The sequence below is a fragment of the Streptomyces sp. NPDC007875 genome (assembly GCF_042868035.1).
Lineage (GTDB): Bacteria > Actinomycetota > Actinomycetes > Streptomycetales > Streptomycetaceae > Streptomyces > Streptomyces antimycoticus.
This window is the reverse complement of record NZ_JBIADZ010000008.1, coordinates 199,367-213,365: the sequence shown is the minus strand read 5'-3', so window position 1 is coordinate 213,365 and position 13,999 is coordinate 199,367. Positions and strand designations below refer to the sequence as shown.

Below are 13,999 nucleotides of genomic sequence, written 5' to 3'. Positions count from 1 at the left end.
ATCGTGATCACTGCTGGGCTGGCTGCTCTCCTTCATGCTCGGCTACGGGCTGCTGGAGGCCGCGGTGAGCGGCCTGGACGTCCATGACGCGCTGCACGAGGCCGGGTCCTCGCTCTTCGCCCTCGGCTTCGCCAGCAGCCGCCGGGCCCGGCCGGCGCTGCGGGCGGGCTTCGTCTGCCTGCGCGACATCGCCGATATCCGCGGCATCCCGTACGGCGCCGACCCGCGCCCGGAGGATCCGGTGCGGCCCGGCTACGAGGACTTCCTGCACGGGGTGGAACGGATGCGCACCTACGGCTGTCCGATGGAGCGCACCGGCGAGGAGGCGTGGCCGCACTTCCCCGGCTGGCGGGTGAACTACGAGACGCTCGCCTCCCGGCTGGCCCACATCGACGCGGTCCCGGCCCGCGGCCAACGCCTCCTGCGTCTTCGCCAGCGCCGGACATCCACCGCCGGCCGTCGTATGCCCCGGCCACCCGGTCCGCTTCGCCGGCGGCGCCCCCGATCCACCGCTGGGCGCGGCCCGGCCGCCGTTCGAGACCACCGAGGTGACTTTGGAGGAGGGCAGCCTGCTGGTGCTGTACACCGACGGTCTGGTGGAATCCGCCGCCCGGGACATCGACCGCGGGATGCGGCATCTGGCGAGCGCGCTGGCCGGCGCGGCCCGCGCGCCCGGCCCGGGGGACGCCCTGCGCGACGGAGACCGGCGCCAGCGCGCGTCGCTGGAGCGGCTGTGCGACGAGGTGCTGGCCGAGTTGCTGCCGGAGAAGCAGCTCACCGACGATGACACGGCGCTGCTCGTCGCCCGCACCCATGCGCTCGCCTCCGACCATGTCGCCGCATGGCCGCTGTCCGAAGGGCCGATCGCCGCGGGCGAGGCACGCGATCACGTCCGGGACCAGCTGACCCGCTGGGAACTGACGCCGCTCACCCCCATCGCGGAGCTGCTGGTCAGCGAGCTGGTCGCCAATGCGATCCGGCACGGCAGGGGCCCGTTCGGGCTGCGGCTGCTGCGCAGCGAGGAGCTGATCTGCGAGGTGACCGACGGCTCTTTGACCACACCCCGGATCCGCCATGCCTCGGAGACCGACGAGGGCGGGCGCGGGCTCCAGCTGGTCTCGGCCCTCTCCCAGCGCTGGGGCACCCGCTACACGTCCACCGGCAAGTGCATCTGCACCGCACAGCCACTCCCCTGCCCCCCGGCGGGCCGCGGCTGTCCGTCGCGCTTCAGTCGGCCCAGGCGCCGCTCCCGGCGGTCTCGCGGACGTAGTCGGCGAAGTCCCGGGGCGCACGGCCCAGGACGCGGTGGACGCCGTCCCCCAGACGGGCGTTGCGCCCGTCCAGCAAGGTGGCGAACAGGTCGGTCAGAAACGCCCCCAGCTCGTCCGGCAGCCCGTGGTCGCGCACCAGCGCGGCCCCGTACTCCTCGGCGGGGACCGGCGCATAGCGCACCGCGCGGCCCGTCGCCCCGGCGATCTCCGCGGCCGCCTCGGCGAAGGTCAGCAGCCTCGGCCCGGTGATCTCGTAGCTCCGGCCCGCGTGTCCGTCCCCGGTCAGCGCCGCGACCGCGACCTCGGCGATGTCGTCGGCGTCCACGAAGGGCTCCTCGACGTCCCCGGCCGGGAAGACGATCTCCCCGTCGAGCACACCGCTTCGCAAGATGCCCTCGTCGAAGTTCTGGAAGAACCAACTCGCCCGCAGCACGGTCCACTCCACGCCCGGCACCCGCACCGCCTCCTCGGCGGGCAGCGCGGCCTCCACGCCCCGGGCGGAGAGCAGCACCAGCCGCCGGGTGCCGCTCCCGGCCGCCCGTTCGGCGAAGGCGCGGAGGGCGGTGGCGGCACCCGGGTCGCAGACGTCGGGATAGTAGGCGAGGTACGCCGCGGCGGCGCCGTCCAGCGCGGGCTCCCAGGTGCGCGGATCCTCCCAGTCGAACGGCGTCTCGCCGGACCGGGAGCCGATCCGCACCGGGTGCCCGGCCCGGATCAGCCGGTCCGCGACCCGGCGGCCGGTCTTGCCGGTGCCGCCGAGCACCAGGACGGTCGCGGGGGCGGTGGGCTGTGCCTGCGCGTGCTGTGTTTCCGTGTGCTGTGTCGTCATACGGCCAGTCAACTCGCGGGCGGTGAGACGGGCCATGGCCGAGAGGCTCGGCCGCATAAGCGAGCGTCTACGCTGTGCGCCATGGACGCGCTGGCGAGTCTGCTGGACGGCCCGCGGGCCCGGGGGGCCTTTCTGCTGCGGGCCGTGATGGAGCCGCCCTGGGCAGTACGGATCGAGGACCGGGCCCCGCTGTGCGTGATGACCATGGCGCGCGGTGAGGCATGGGTGGTGCCGGACGAGGGCGAGGCGGTGCGGCTGCGCCCGGGGGACGTGGCCATCGCGCGCGGCCCCGCTCCGTACACGGTCGCCGACGACCCCGCCACCACGCCGCAGGCGTGGATCCTCCCCGGTGAGGTGTGCCGCACGGCGGACGGCGCGGATCTGGCCGAGGCGATGGCGCTGGGGGTGCGCACCTGGGGCAACAGCCCGGATGGCTCGGCCACGATGCTCATCGGCACCTATCAGTTGGACGGGGAGATCAGCGGGCGGCTGCTGGACGCGCTGCCCCCGCTGCTGGCGCTGGACGGCGAGGTGTGGGACTGCCCGCTGATGCCCTGGCTCGGCGAGGAGATCGTCAGGGACGAGACCGGGCAGGAGGCGGTCCTGGACCGGCTGCTGGATCTGCTGCTGATCTCCGTACTGCGGGCCTGGTTCTCCCGGCCGGAGGCCCGGGCGCCGGGCTGGTACCGGGCGCTGGGCGACCCGGTGGTGGGCCGTGCCCTGCGGCTGTTGCAGAACAACCCGGCCCATCCATGGACCGTGGCCGGGCTCGCCGCCGGGACGGGGGTCTCGCGTGCGGCGCTGGCCCGTCGCTTCACCACGCTGGTGGGCGAGCCGCCCATGGCGTATCTGACCGGCTGGCGGCTGGCGCTCGCGGCGGATCTGCTCCGGGACCCGGGGAGCACCCTGGCGGCGGTGGCCCGGCGGGTGGGCTACGGCAGCGCGTTCGCCCTCAGCGCCGCCTTCACGCGCGAGCGCGGCCTCAGCCCGCGGGCGTACCGCGAGGCGGCATTAAGTGCGGCTAATGCTTTCGGCAATAAAAGCTAACTCGATTTTCGCTGTGGGGGCGGGGACGCTGAAGGCATGTTCCCGCGCATCGCCTCTCCCCGTTTTCTCGCCCTGGCCGGCACCGTCGTGCTGTGGGCCTCTGCCTTTCCCGCCATCCGGGTCGGCATCGACGGGCTGGGGGTGGCCGGGCTGTCGTTTCTGCGGCTCGGGGTCGCGGCCCTCGCGCTGATGCTGGTGGCGCCGTTCACAAAGGTACGCCTGCCGCGCCGTCGTGACCTGCCGATGATCGCCCTGTGCGGGGCCACGGGCATGACCGCCTATCAGGTGCTGCTCAACTGGGGCGAGGTGCATGTGGAGGCCGGGACCGCGAGTCTGCTGATCTCGGTCGCTCCCGTGTTCAGTGTGCTGCTGGGCACCGTGTTCCTCGGGGAGCGGATGAGCCGTCGCATCGTCGTCGGCAGCGTCATCGCGCTGGCGGGCGCGGCCATCGTCAGCCTGGCCGAGGGCACCAGCGGATTCAGTGTCTCCGCTCTCGTGGTGCTGGCGGCCGCCGTGGTGCAGGGGGTGTACCACTTCTCGTCCAAGCCCCTGCTGCGCCGCTACACCGGCCTGGAGGTCGCCACCTACGCGATGGTCACGGGCACCCTCTTCGCGTTGCCGCTGATCCCCGCCACCTGGCACGCGGCCGTTCACGCACCGGCCGGCGCGCTGCTCTCCGCGCTCTATCTGGGCCTGCTGCCCTCCGCGCTCGGCTTCGTCATCTGGGCCCACGCCGTCGCGCGGCTGCCGCTCGCGGCCTCCACGGCGGCGCTTTACCTGGTGCCGCCGGTGGCCCTGGCCGTCTCGTTCCTCTGGCTGGGCGAGGTGCCCCACGCCATCGAGCTGGTCGGCGGAGCGGTCAGCGTCGCGGGGGTGATCCTGATCAACCGGCGTACGGCGGACCGGCGCTCCTCCGGCAGCGTGGACGTGGACGCGTCCGAGGGCACCGCCGAGCGGGCCGACCGGCGCACCCTGACACGGTGACGGTGCGCCAGGGCATCCCGGGCGTTGCCACGCCCCCACTCCGATCCGAGCAAGGAGCCCTCCGTGCTTGACGTACGCCGGCTGCGCATCCTCCAGCACCTCGCCGCCTACGGAACCATCGCGGCCACCGCGGAGGCCCTGCACCTGACCCCACCGGCCGTCTCCCAGCACCTCGCCGCCCTGCGGAAGGAGGCGGGCACGCCCGTGGTGGAGAAGCAGGGGCGCACCCTGCGGCTGACCGCGGCCGGGGAGTTGCTGGTGGCCCACGCCGAAATCATCCTGGCGGAACTCGCGGCGGCCGAGTCCAGCCTGGCCGCCCTGCAGAGCGGTCGGCAGGGCATCGTGCGGATCACCGCCTTCGCCTCCGCCGCCCGCACCCTCATCGCGCCCCTGTGGCAGCGCCTCGCCGAGTCCGACACCGCCCCCGATCTCTCGCTGCGGCTCTCCGTCCAGGAGCCCGACCACGCCCTCGACGAGCTGCGCAAGCGCTCAACGGACCTGGCCCTGGTGCACAGCTACACCGTGCTGCCACGCAGCTTCCCCGCCACCTGCGAACAAGCCGTCCTGATGGAGGAACCGGTGCTGCTCGCCCTGGAGCCCCGCCAGGCCGACGCACTGGGCCTTGCGGCCGGGCAGCCCGCGGATCTGTCGCGGCTGTCGCATCTGCCGTGGCTGACGCCCGGCCCGGAGACCTCCTGCTACGAGATGATCCAGCGCGCCTGCGGCGCCGCCGGGTTCGTCCCGGACATCCGGGTGCGCAGCGGCGATTTCGCCGTGCTGACGGCCCTGGTCGCCGCGGGAGCCGGTGCCGCCCTGGTGCCCCGAATGGCGCTACCGGACACCATCGCGCCCGTCAGCCTGCATCCGCTGGTCCATCCCGTCTCCCGGACCGTCTTCACCGTCGGCCGTGCGGGCACCGGCAACCGCCCCGGCCTGCGGCATGTGCTGGAGCTGCTCCGTGATCTGGCCCCGGGGCCTGATGACGACCGCGGCGAGGCCGCGCGAGGCGATTGATTCCCCGCCTGCGGCAAGGGACGGCGTCGGTACGGCGCGAGGGCCGCCTCAACCCGCGAGCCCTCTCAGCCCGCAGGCGCGCCGCGCCGCGGCATGCGGCGGCTGATGGGTGACACCCGCAGACAGCCGTCCGGCCCGCAGGTGGTGGCGCGGTCGTAGAGGTCCATCAGGCGGCGGGCGCCGCGGGCGATGTCGTAGCGGTCGATGGCGTCCGGGACCGGGAAGCGCAGCGGGCCCGCGGCGGTCTGTCGGCGCAGGGCGGCGGCGAGGGCGGCCGGGCCGGGGGCGATGCGGCGGGCGCCGGGGACGGCACCGGCGGGGAGCTCGTCGAGGGCGGGGCAGACGGTGTGCAGCACCGGCAGCCCGGCCGCGAGCCCCTCCAGGGCCGCGAGGCCGAACGCCTCCTCGGTGGACGGCGAGACCAGGACGTCCATGGCGGCCAGCAGTCCGGGGAGCCCCGCGGGCCGGTCGTCCGGCGGGGCCACCGCGCCGTCGCGCTCACCCAGCAGCCGCACCCGGTCGGCGACGCCGAGCCGGGCGGCCAGGTCCTCCAGGGCGGGGCGCTCGGGGCCCTCGCCGACCAGCAGCAGCCGGGTGTCCGGCACCTCGGCGACGGCCCGCACCGCCACGTCGAACCGCTTGTCCGCCACCAGGCGGCCGACCCCGCCGACCACGAAGGCCCGGTCGGGGAGGCCGAGACGGGCGCGGGCGGCCGCCCGGGCGGCCGGTTCGAAGCGGAAGTGGCGGGCGTCGATCCCGTTCGGCACCAGATGGATCCGGGGGTTGGGCACGCCCCAGTCGCGCAGCCGGTCGGCGACGGCGGCCGAGACGGCGACGGTGGCCGAGCCCAGCCGCTCGGCGGCGAGATAGCGGGCGCGGAGGGCGGCCGTGAGCGGTCGGCCGTCGATCCGCCGCTCGCCCAGGCTGTGTTCGGTGGCGATGACCGCCCGCACCCCCGCCAGCCGGGCGGCGATCCGGCCGAGCACACACGCCCGGTACAGATGGGTGTGTACCAGGTCGTAGCCGCCGGAGCGGATGATCCGCACCAGCCTGGGCACCGTGGTGAGCTGCCGCTCGCGCCCGGCGCCCAGGGGCACATGGGTGACCGGGATGCCGTCCGCGCGAATGCCGTGCGCGGTGGCGCCGGGGCCCGAGAGGGCGATGACGTCACAGCGCACCGGCAAATGGCGCAGCAGCAGCCTCAGTTGCTGTTCGGCTCCTCCGGCCCCGAGGCGGGAGATGATGTGCAGGACTCTCATCGGGCGACTGCGCCCCATCCTCCGTATTCCGATGGGCTTCGATCGGTGCCGACCCTGCCAGACGGCGGGATGTAAATCACGTAAGACGCGCACCGCTGGGCCGTCGGAGTGGATGCCTTACGGGCCGTCAACAAAGGCGCGCCGAATATCCGATGTGCACGGCCAGTCCCCATGGGATTGTTACCTTCTCATCTCGCGCGATGACCTGAAGAATATGGCCCATATGGGTCATCGCGACGCGCCATTCGGTTCGAGCCAGCCCCGCGGGAGTGCCCAGATGTCTGCACCGACCCCCGTCAGAGATTCCCCCCGGAAAGCTACCGCACACGCCGTATCCGCCGGGCCGCCGCCCGCGCGTACCGCGTCGGATTCCCGCGTCCCGCACCGCCGTTCCGCCTCGGTGTACGAGTACAAGCGGTACAGCGAACTGGCGGGCCCGCTGACCAACGCCCCCACGGACCGCCCCTACCGGGTGCGCTGCCGGAGTCTGCTGGCGCAGGAGCCGCACCGGATCCGTGCCGCGCTGCTGCTGTGCGCGGCGCCGGTGTGCTCGGCGCTGCTCCTGCTGTGGCTGCTGCACCCCGATCACTGGCTGGAGCGCGCCTACGCGCCGTGGTGGCAGCGGGCGGCGGACCTCGCGATGCTGGTCTCGATCGCGCTGATCGAGGGCTTTCGCCTGTTCACGGTCGTCTCCAACGCCCATGCGACGCTGGTGGCGCGGGATCCGGTGCCGGTGGTGGCCGAGCCGGGGACGCGGGTGGCGTTCCTGACCAGCTTCGTGCCCGGCAAGGAGCCGATCGCGATGGTCCGGGCCACGCTGGAGGGGGCGGTGCGGATCCGGCACACCGGGCCGCTGGATGTGTGGCTGCTGGACGAGGGGGACGACGAGGAGGTCAAGGCGCTGTGCGCACGGCTTGGCGTACGGCACTTCTCCCGCAAGGGCATCGAGAAGTGGAATCAGCCGAAGGGTGCTTTCCGGGCGAGGACCAAGCACGGGAATTACAACGCCTGGCTGGACGCGCATGGCGACGCATATGAATTCATGGCGTGTGTGGATACCGACCATGTGCCGCTGCCCAACTTCCTGGAGCGCATGCTGGGTTACTTCCGGGATCCGGATATCGCCTTTGTTGTCGGCCCGCAGGTCTACGGGAATTACGACACCCCGGTCACCAAGGCCGCCGAAAGCCAGCAGTTCCTTTTCCACGCGCTGATCCAGCGCGCCGGAAACGCCTATGGCGGCCCGATGTTCGTGGGCACCAACAACGCGGTGCGGATCAGCGCGCTGCGCTCGATCGGCGGGCTGTACGACTCGATCACCGAGGACATGGCCACCGGCTTCGAGCTGCACCGCCACCGCAACCCCGCCACGAGCAAGAAGTGGCGCTCGGTCTACACCCCCGATGTGCTCGCGGTCGGCGAGGGGCCGAGTACCTGGACGGACTTCTTCACCCAGCAGATGCGGTGGAGCCGCGGCACCTACGAGACCGTGCTCAAGCAGTTCTGGAAGGGCCCGTTCACCCTGTCGCCGGGCAAGCTGCTCAACTACTCGCTGATGATCGCGTACTACCCGATGACCGCGCTCAACTGGGTCCTCTCCGCGCTGTCGTGTGCGCTGTTCCTGGTGCTGGGCGCGGCCGGGATCCACATCCCCGCCGAGATGTGGATGATGCTCTACAGCGACGCGGCCATGCTGCAGATCGGGCTGTACATCTGGAACCGGCGGCACAACGTCTCCCCGCATGAGCCGGAGGGCTCCGGCGGGCTGTCCGGGATGCTGCTCTCGGCGCTGTCGGCCCCGATCTACGCCAAGTCGCTGTGCGACGCGGCGCTGCGCCGCACCAGCCGGTTCGTGGTCACGCCCAAGGGCGACTCGTCCAGCCCCGACCGGCTCTCCACGTTCCGTATCCATCTGCTGTGGGCCGGGGTGTTCGGCTCCTCTCTGGTCGCCTCGTTCTTCCTCGGGCACGCCCATGCGGTGATGCGGACCTGGGCGGTGCTCGCCCTCGCGCTGTGTCTGGCGCCGGTGGCGATCTGGTCGGTGGGGCTGCTGCGCCGCGGCCGGAAGCGCCCGGCGCGCGGAACGGTGCCGACGGCGCGCGACGCGGCCAGCCCCTGTGCGGTCCCGAAAGCGAAGAACAAGAAGAACAAGAGCAAGAACGAGGACAAGGAAAAGGCGCCGGTCTGCGCGCTGTGACCGGCGGCCGGGCGGCTAGTGCCGGCGGGGGGCGTTACGGGCCAGATCGAGCGCGTACTCGGTCCACCAGTGGCCCGCCGGAGGGCCGCCGTTGCAGGTTCCGTCGGACTCTCCCGGCCGCTTGATCCACAGATAGGCGTCCACGAGGCGGTCCCCGGTGGTGGTGCTGGGCCGCTCGCCCAGCGCCCGCCCCGGCGGATTGCACCAGGAGTCCCGGGCCCGGATGCCGTGCCGGGCCGCGCCGCGGAGCCGCAGCGGGCCGTTGCCGTTGCGGCTGGTGTCGATGACGAAGTGGGCGCCGTCGAGGGCGGCGGAGAGCCGGTGGCCGTACGCCTCGGTGGGCCGGGTCGGCTGGAAGTTGGAGACGTTCAGCGCGAAGCCGTCCGCCTGCTCGATACCGCCCTCGCGCAGCGGCCGCACCAGCCGGTCGGGATTCTTGATCCAGCCCGGGTTCCCCGCGTCCACGTACACCCGGACGTGGGGCAGGGCGGCGAACATGGCGACCGCGTCGCGCAGCATCGCCAGCCGGGCGGTACGCAGCCTGGCCGGTACGCAGCCGTCGACGAGCTGAGCCACCGCATCGGGTTCCAGGACGACGATCGCCTTGCGGTCGCCGATGCCCAGGGTGATCTGCTCGATCCAGCGCCGGTAGGCCCGGCTGCTCCGCGCTCCGCCCGCCGAGTACCGTCCGCAGTCGCGGTACGGGATGTGATAGGCGACCAGGACCGGGGTGGACCCGGTCCGCGCCGCGGATTCGGTGATGAAGCGGACCCGTTCACGGGGCGGCGCGGGGCCGAGCCACTCCGCGACCGGCTGCTGAGCGATCCGCCGGATGAGCGCGGCGTCGCGGTTCTTTCCCTGGTCCTGCCGCTCACGGACCTGCCGGGCGGCCGGGCTGTCCGGATTCACCCAGAGCCCGCCCCGCCGCAGCGGGGAGTCGAACATGCGGCAGCCGCTCAGCGGAAGCATCGCCACGGCGCACAGGGCGACATGCACCCCAAGCCGCATAACGGTCTTTGTTGCACCTTTCTCGCGCATGCGACGCATCATGGCACCGGGTGTCATGGGTTCAGCGGACGTGGCGCTCGTGGCCACTGGTTCAGCGGATGTGGCGCGTGGCTATTGGTCCAGCGGTACGCGGCGTCCGTGGCCGCTGGTTCGGCGGACGTGGCGCGCGGCTAGGGCTCAGCCGACGCGGTGTTCGTGGTCTCCGGTGTCGTGCCCCGCGTCCTGGTGGCCGTCCGCGGTGTCCTCGTCCGTACGCCACAGCGGATGCTCACGGGCCGCCCACGCCCGCTCGACCCGGCCCGTGCGCATCCCGCGCCGGGCCTCCGGATCGGCGAACGCCTTACCGATGTGGCCGAGCAGGACGATGCCGATGGCCAGCGCCAGCCAGTCGTGGACGAAGGTGGCGCTGGTGCGCCACACCAGCGGGGCCAGATCGGTGAACCACATCAGCAGCCCGGTGCCCGCCATCACCATCACCGCGCCCGCGATATACCCGGCGTACAGCTTCTGCCCGGCGTTGAACTTCCCCGCCGGGCGCTCCTGTCGCCGGTGGTCGCGGCGCAGCGCCGCGCGCAGCCAGCGGCGGTCGTGCGGGCCGAAGCGGTTGAGCCGGGTGAGGTCGGCGCGGAAGGCGCGGGAGGCGAGCCCGAGCAGGGCCGGGAGGGGCGTCAGGATGCCGCTCCACTCATGGACGGTGACGACGAGGGCGCGCCGGCCGACGAGTTCGGCGAGCTCGGGCAGATAGAGACAGGCCGCGCTGAGCACACACACGCCCAGCAGGAGGGCCGTGGTGCGGTGGATCCAGCGCTCGGCGGGGCTGAACCGGCGCACCCGCGACCCGTCCCGGTCCCCTGCTCGCGACGTTGCGGTCATCGTCCGCTCGGAGGGTGGGGTCGTCTGCTCAGGCGGTGGGGTCATCGTCGCGTCCGTTCGATCTGCCGACCCAGGCGTCGACGTCATAGCCCCGGTCCTCCCAATAGCCGGGCCGCACCTCGTCGGTGACGGTGATGCCGGAGAGCCATTTCGCCGACTTGTAGAAGTACATGGGCGCCACATACAGCCGCACCGGACCGCCGTGGGAGTGTCCCAGCGGCTTGTCCCGCAGCTTCAGCGCGACCAGGACGTCAGCGCGCCGCGCCTGATCGAGGGTCAGGCTCTCGCTGTACGCGCCGTCGAAACAGGTGAAGCGGACGGCCTTGGCCTGCGGACGCACCCCGGCGGCGTCGAGCAGCGTCGACAGCCGCACCCCCTCGAACGGGGTCTCGGGCACCCGCCAGCCGGTGACGCACTGGACATCGCGGACGAGGCGGGTCTGCGGGAGCGCGCGCAGATCGGCGAGGCGGTACTCGGCGGGCTTGTCGACGAGTCCGCCGACGGTGAGGCGGTAGTTGCCCGCGTCCTTGTGGGGCACGGAGGAGGTGACGGAGTAGTAGCGGAATCCCCCGCCGTTGGGGAGGAGTCCGGTCACCCCCGTCGGGTCCTTGTCGGCCACCGCGCCCAGGGCGGCCTCCAGGCGGCCCTGCAGCCAGGGGGCCGCGGCCATCGCGCCGGCGCCGAGGCCGAGCATGCCGAGGACGAGGCGCCGGCCGACGGGGGCGCCGTGGCCGTCGGATCCGGCACCGGTGTTGGGGTCCATGGGTCGATAAGAGCACCGGGCGGGGGTGGTGCGCCATATCCGCCGGGGATTCGTCAGACTTCGGTAAGACTCCGGAGCCCGGGAGCCCGGGAGCCCGGGAGCCCGGGAGCCACACCCCGGGTCTACCCCACCGCCTTGGCCGCCGCGCGGCCCGCCGTACGGCCCGAGAAGAGGCAGCCGCCCAGGAAGGTGCCCTCCAGGGAGCGGTAGCCGTGCACTCCCCCGCCGCCGAAGCCCGCCGCCTCACCCGCCGCGTAGACGCCGGGCAGCGGTTCGCCGCCCTCGGTCAGGACGCGGGAGGAGAGGTCCGTCTCGAGGCCGCCGAGCGTCTTGCGGGTCAGGATGTTCAGGCGCACGGCGATCAGCGGACCCGCCTTCGGGTCGAGGATGCGGTGCGGGGCGGCGGTGCGGATCAGCCGGTCGGCCACATACTTGCGGGTGCCGCGCAGGGCGGTGACCTGGAGGTCCTTGGTGTAGGGGTTGGCGATCTCGCGGTCGCGGGCGACGATCTCCCGCCGCAGCCCCTCCTCGTCGATGAGCGGCTCCTTGGTGAGCTCGTTCATCCGCCGGACCAGCGTCGTCAGCGACCGCTCCACGATGAAGTCCGCGCCGTGGTCCATGAACGCCTGGACCGGGCCCGGGGCACCGGCCCGGCCGCGGCCGATCACATCGCGGATGCTCTTGCCGGTGAGGTCCGGGTTCTGCTCGGAGCCGGAGAGCGCGAACTCCTTCTCGATGATCTTCCGGGTGAGCACGAACCAGGTGTAGTCGTAGCCGGTCCGCATGATGTGCTCGAGCGTGCCGAGGGTGTCGAAGCCGGGGAACAGCGGCACCGGCAACCGCTTGCCGCGTGCGTCGAACCACAGGGAGGACGGGCCGGGCAGGATGCGGATACCGTGCCGGGGCCAGATGGGGTTCCAGTTCTCGATGCCCTCGGTGTAGTGCCACATCCGGTCGCGGTTGATGATGCGGCCGCCGGTCGCCTCGGCGATGCCGAGCATATGGCCGTCCACATGGGCCGGGACCCCGGAGATCATCCGCTCGGGCGGGGAGCCCAGCCGCTCGGGCCAGTTGGCGCGGACCAGGTCGTGGTTGCCGCCGATCCCGCCGGAGGTGATGATCACGGCTTGGGCGCGCAGTTCGAAGGCGCCGACGACCTCGCGGCCGCTGGGGGCGCCGCGCTCGGCGTCGCTGGGCTCCAGGATGTCGCCGGTGACGGTGTCGACCGTGCCCGCGCTGCGGGCCAGCCCCGTCACCCGGTGCCGGAAGCGCAGCTCGACCAGGCCGCGGGCGGCCGCCGCCCGCACCCGCCGCTCGAAGGGGGCGACGATGCCGGGGCCGGTGCCCCAGGTGATGTGGAAGCGGGGCACGGAGTTGCCGTGGCCGGTCGCGTCGTATCCGCCGCGCTCGGCCCAGCCGACGAGCGGGAACAGCCGCAGCCCCTGGGCGTGCAGCCAGGACCGCTTCTCGCCCGCCGCGAAGTCCACGTACGCCTCGGCCCAGCGGCGCGGCCAGTGGTCCTCCTCGCGGTCGAACCCGGCCGTGCCCAGCCAGTCCTGCCAGGCGAGTTCATGGCTGTCGCGGATACGCAGGCGGCGCTGCTCGGGTGAGTCGACGAGGAAGAGACCGCCGAAGGACCAGTGGGCCTGGCCGCCGAGCGACTGCTCCGGCTCCTGGTCGAGCAGGATCACCTTACGGCCGGCGTCGGCCAGTTCGGCGGTGGCCGCGAGGCCCGCGAGCCCCGCGCCGACCACGATCACGTCCGCGTCGTACGCCATGGTGTGGTGTCCGTTCTCGTGAGCCCGCCGACGCCCGCCGACGGCGTCATGACCGCGATCCTGCCTACCGCCCAGTACGGCGTCAACCCGGGCTGTGGGAGCGGTTTCCGGCCGCTTCCGGCCCGCCAACTCCCCCCGCGAAACCTCGACGTAGAACAGAAGGTCACAATCGTTCACCGAGATTGGACACGGTTAGGGCAACCGTGCATCATCATCGACCATGGCTGACCGCTCCGTTGAGCATTCAGGGCCGACGCCCGAGGTGGAACGTCGCGTGGTGAACCCGACGCTCGTCACCCCCGGCCCGCAGCCCCTCCAATCCGGGCCACCCGCGGACGAGGCACAGGTGCTCCGCGGCGAGGTGATCGGGCCCCGGCACGCCCGCCGCCGCCCGGTGGACAACCGCCGTAAGGCGGCCGCCGGGGCGATTCTGCTGTCGGCCACCGGCGCCGCCACCGCCCTCTTCATGCTCATGAGCAAGGACGCCCGTGAGGCGACGGCCGCCTCCGGACACGACACCTCGACGGCCGTCCCGGACGAGCCGGAGAGCCATGCCGTCCCGTACGCCGAGGCGGCGGTGGGCGACACCCCGCTGCGCGGTGCGCGCGCCGAGAAGCCCAAGCCGCAGCCGCCCGCCGCCCAGCCCGCGGCTCAGGCCCCGGCAGCCGACTCCACACCGGACAAGCCCCGGACCCCGTCCGCCGGCAAGGGCCGCTCCACGCCGTCCTGGCCGGGCTGGTCGTCCCGGGGGCCGGGGCAGTACGACGACTGGCAGGACGCGGTGGAGGCGTTCGACCGCTGGGCCGAGCAGCAGCAGGAACGGCAGCGCGGCGAGAACGGCGGCTCCGGGCCGTACACGCCGGGGCAGGGCCAGGGTGGCGGTTACGGGGAAGGCTATGGAGGCGGGTACGACGGCGGCTATGGCGGCGGAAACGGCTACGGGGGCGACTACGGCGGTGGCCACCGGCGCTGACCG

At 72.9% G+C, this 13,999-nt stretch carries 11 protein-coding genes and 1 pseudogene; 6 read left to right on the top strand and 6 right to left on the bottom strand.

The features are described 5' to 3' along the window. Positions 1-419: 419 nt before the first annotated feature. Positions 420-1,193: pseudogene (locus tag ACFYOY_RS18860) on the top strand (ATP-binding SpoIIE family protein phosphatase); the annotation flags it as partial. A 34-nt stretch (positions 1,194-1,227) separates the two neighbouring features. Here ACFYOY_RS18860 and ACFYOY_RS18855 read toward each other — a convergent pair. After that, on the bottom strand, positions 1,228-2,100 hold the full coding sequence (locus ACFYOY_RS18855) for an NAD(P)H-binding protein (RefSeq protein ID WP_351885954.1): 873 nt from the start codon (positions 2,098-2,100) through the stop codon (positions 1,228-1,230). 81 nt (positions 2,101-2,181) lie between these two features. On the opposite strand from ACFYOY_RS18855, the gene ACFYOY_RS18850 reads away from it, so the two are divergent. The 3 genes from ACFYOY_RS18850 to ACFYOY_RS18840 all read left to right on the top strand — a co-directional run bounded on the left by ACFYOY_RS18850 (position 2,182) and on the right by ACFYOY_RS18840 (position 5,145). Further along, on the top strand, positions 2,182-3,147 hold the full coding sequence (locus tag ACFYOY_RS18850; RefSeq protein ID WP_351885957.1) for an AraC family transcriptional regulator: 966 nt from the start codon (positions 2,182-2,184) through the stop codon (positions 3,145-3,147). A 36-nt stretch (positions 3,148-3,183) separates the two neighbouring features. After that, positions 3,184-4,131 carry a DMT family transporter gene (locus tag ACFYOY_RS18845; RefSeq protein WP_351885960.1) on the top strand — a complete coding sequence of 316 codons (948 nt, stop codon included), beginning with the start codon at positions 3,184-3,186 and terminating at the stop codon, positions 4,129-4,131. Positions 4,132-4,194: 63 nt separating this feature from the next. Further along, positions 4,195-5,145, top strand: a complete 951-nt coding sequence (locus tag ACFYOY_RS18840; protein WP_351885963.1) for a LysR family transcriptional regulator — start codon at positions 4,195-4,197, stop codon at positions 5,143-5,145. Positions 5,146-5,210: 65 nt separating this feature from the next. Here ACFYOY_RS18840 and ACFYOY_RS18835 read toward each other — a convergent pair whose 3' ends face one another. Then, on the bottom strand, positions 5,211-6,404 hold the full coding sequence (locus tag ACFYOY_RS18835; RefSeq protein WP_388588151.1) for a glycosyltransferase: 1,194 nt from the start codon (positions 6,402-6,404) through the stop codon (positions 5,211-5,213). A gap of 277 nt (positions 6,405-6,681) precedes the next feature. On the opposite strand from ACFYOY_RS18835, the gene ACFYOY_RS18830 reads away from it, so the two are divergent. After that, a complete protein-coding gene (locus ACFYOY_RS18830) occupies positions 6,682-8,601 on the top strand; it encodes a glycosyltransferase family 2 protein (RefSeq protein ID WP_351885969.1) in 1,920 nt (639 codons plus the stop codon). A 15-nt stretch (positions 8,602-8,616) separates the two neighbouring features. Here the strand turns inward: ACFYOY_RS18830 and ACFYOY_RS18825 are convergent, their stop codons facing one another. The 4 genes from ACFYOY_RS18825 to ACFYOY_RS18810 form a co-directional block, all read right to left on the bottom strand. Further along, on the bottom strand, positions 8,617-9,639 hold the full coding sequence (locus ACFYOY_RS18825; RefSeq protein ID WP_351885972.1) for a glycoside hydrolase family 6 protein: 1,023 nt from the start codon (positions 9,637-9,639) through the stop codon (positions 8,617-8,619). Between the two features lie 147 nt (positions 9,640-9,786). Then, positions 9,787-10,569 (bottom strand): cytochrome b/b6 domain-containing protein, encoded by a 783-nt coding sequence (locus ACFYOY_RS18820; protein WP_388588147.1) that lies wholly within the window; start codon positions 10,567-10,569, stop codon positions 9,787-9,789. After that, positions 10,511-11,245 carry a molybdopterin-dependent oxidoreductase gene (locus tag ACFYOY_RS18815; protein ID WP_351885975.1) on the bottom strand — a complete coding sequence of 245 codons (735 nt, stop codon included), beginning with the start codon at positions 11,243-11,245 and terminating at the stop codon, positions 10,511-10,513. The genes ACFYOY_RS18820 and ACFYOY_RS18815 overlap by 59 nt, the downstream gene beginning before the upstream one ends. A 122-nt stretch (positions 11,246-11,367) precedes the next feature. Further along, positions 11,368-13,023: an FAD-binding dehydrogenase gene (locus ACFYOY_RS18810; protein WP_351885978.1), complete on the bottom strand. Its 1,656-nt coding sequence runs from the start codon at positions 13,021-13,023 to the stop codon at positions 11,368-11,370. A 274-nt stretch (positions 13,024-13,297) separates the two neighbouring features. Between ACFYOY_RS18810 and ACFYOY_RS18805 the strand changes: the two genes are divergently transcribed. Continuing rightward, complete coding sequence (locus tag ACFYOY_RS18805) at positions 13,298-13,996, top strand: hypothetical protein (RefSeq protein WP_388588143.1); 699 nt, start codon at positions 13,298-13,300, stop codon at positions 13,994-13,996. The last annotated feature ends 3 nt before the right edge of the window (positions 13,997-13,999 follow it).

Bases quoted from the DNA above. Each gene is read 5' to 3' on its own strand.
- ACFYOY_RS18820 (WP_388588147.1), bottom strand. From the start codon at position 10,569: ATGACGTCGACGCCTGGGTCGGCAGATCGAACGGACGCGACGATGACC.
- ACFYOY_RS18835 (WP_388588151.1), bottom strand. From the start codon at position 6,404: ATGAGAGTCCTGCACATCATCTCCCGCCTCGGGGCCGGAGGAGCCGAA.
- ACFYOY_RS18825 (WP_351885972.1), bottom strand. From the start codon at position 9,639: ATGCGCGAGAAAGGTGCAACAAAGACCGTTATGCGGCTTGGGGTGCAT.
- ACFYOY_RS18830 (WP_351885969.1), top strand. From the start codon at position 6,682: ATGTCTGCACCGACCCCCGTCAGAGATTCCCCCCGGAAAGCTACCGCA.
- ACFYOY_RS18810 (WP_351885978.1), bottom strand. From the start codon at position 13,023: ATGGCGTACGACGCGGACGTGATCGTGGTCGGCGCGGGGCTCGCGGGC.
- ACFYOY_RS18815 (WP_351885975.1), bottom strand. From the start codon at position 11,245: ATGGACCCCAACACCGGTGCCGGATCCGACGGCCACGGCGCCCCCGTC.
- ACFYOY_RS18850 (WP_351885957.1), top strand. From the start codon at position 2,182: ATGGACGCGCTGGCGAGTCTGCTGGACGGCCCGCGGGCCCGGGGGGCC.
- ACFYOY_RS18845 (WP_351885960.1), top strand. From the start codon at position 3,184: ATGTTCCCGCGCATCGCCTCTCCCCGTTTTCTCGCCCTGGCCGGCACC.
- ACFYOY_RS18855 (WP_351885954.1), bottom strand. From the start codon at position 2,100: ATGACGACACAGCACACGGAAACACAGCACGCGCAGGCACAGCCCACC.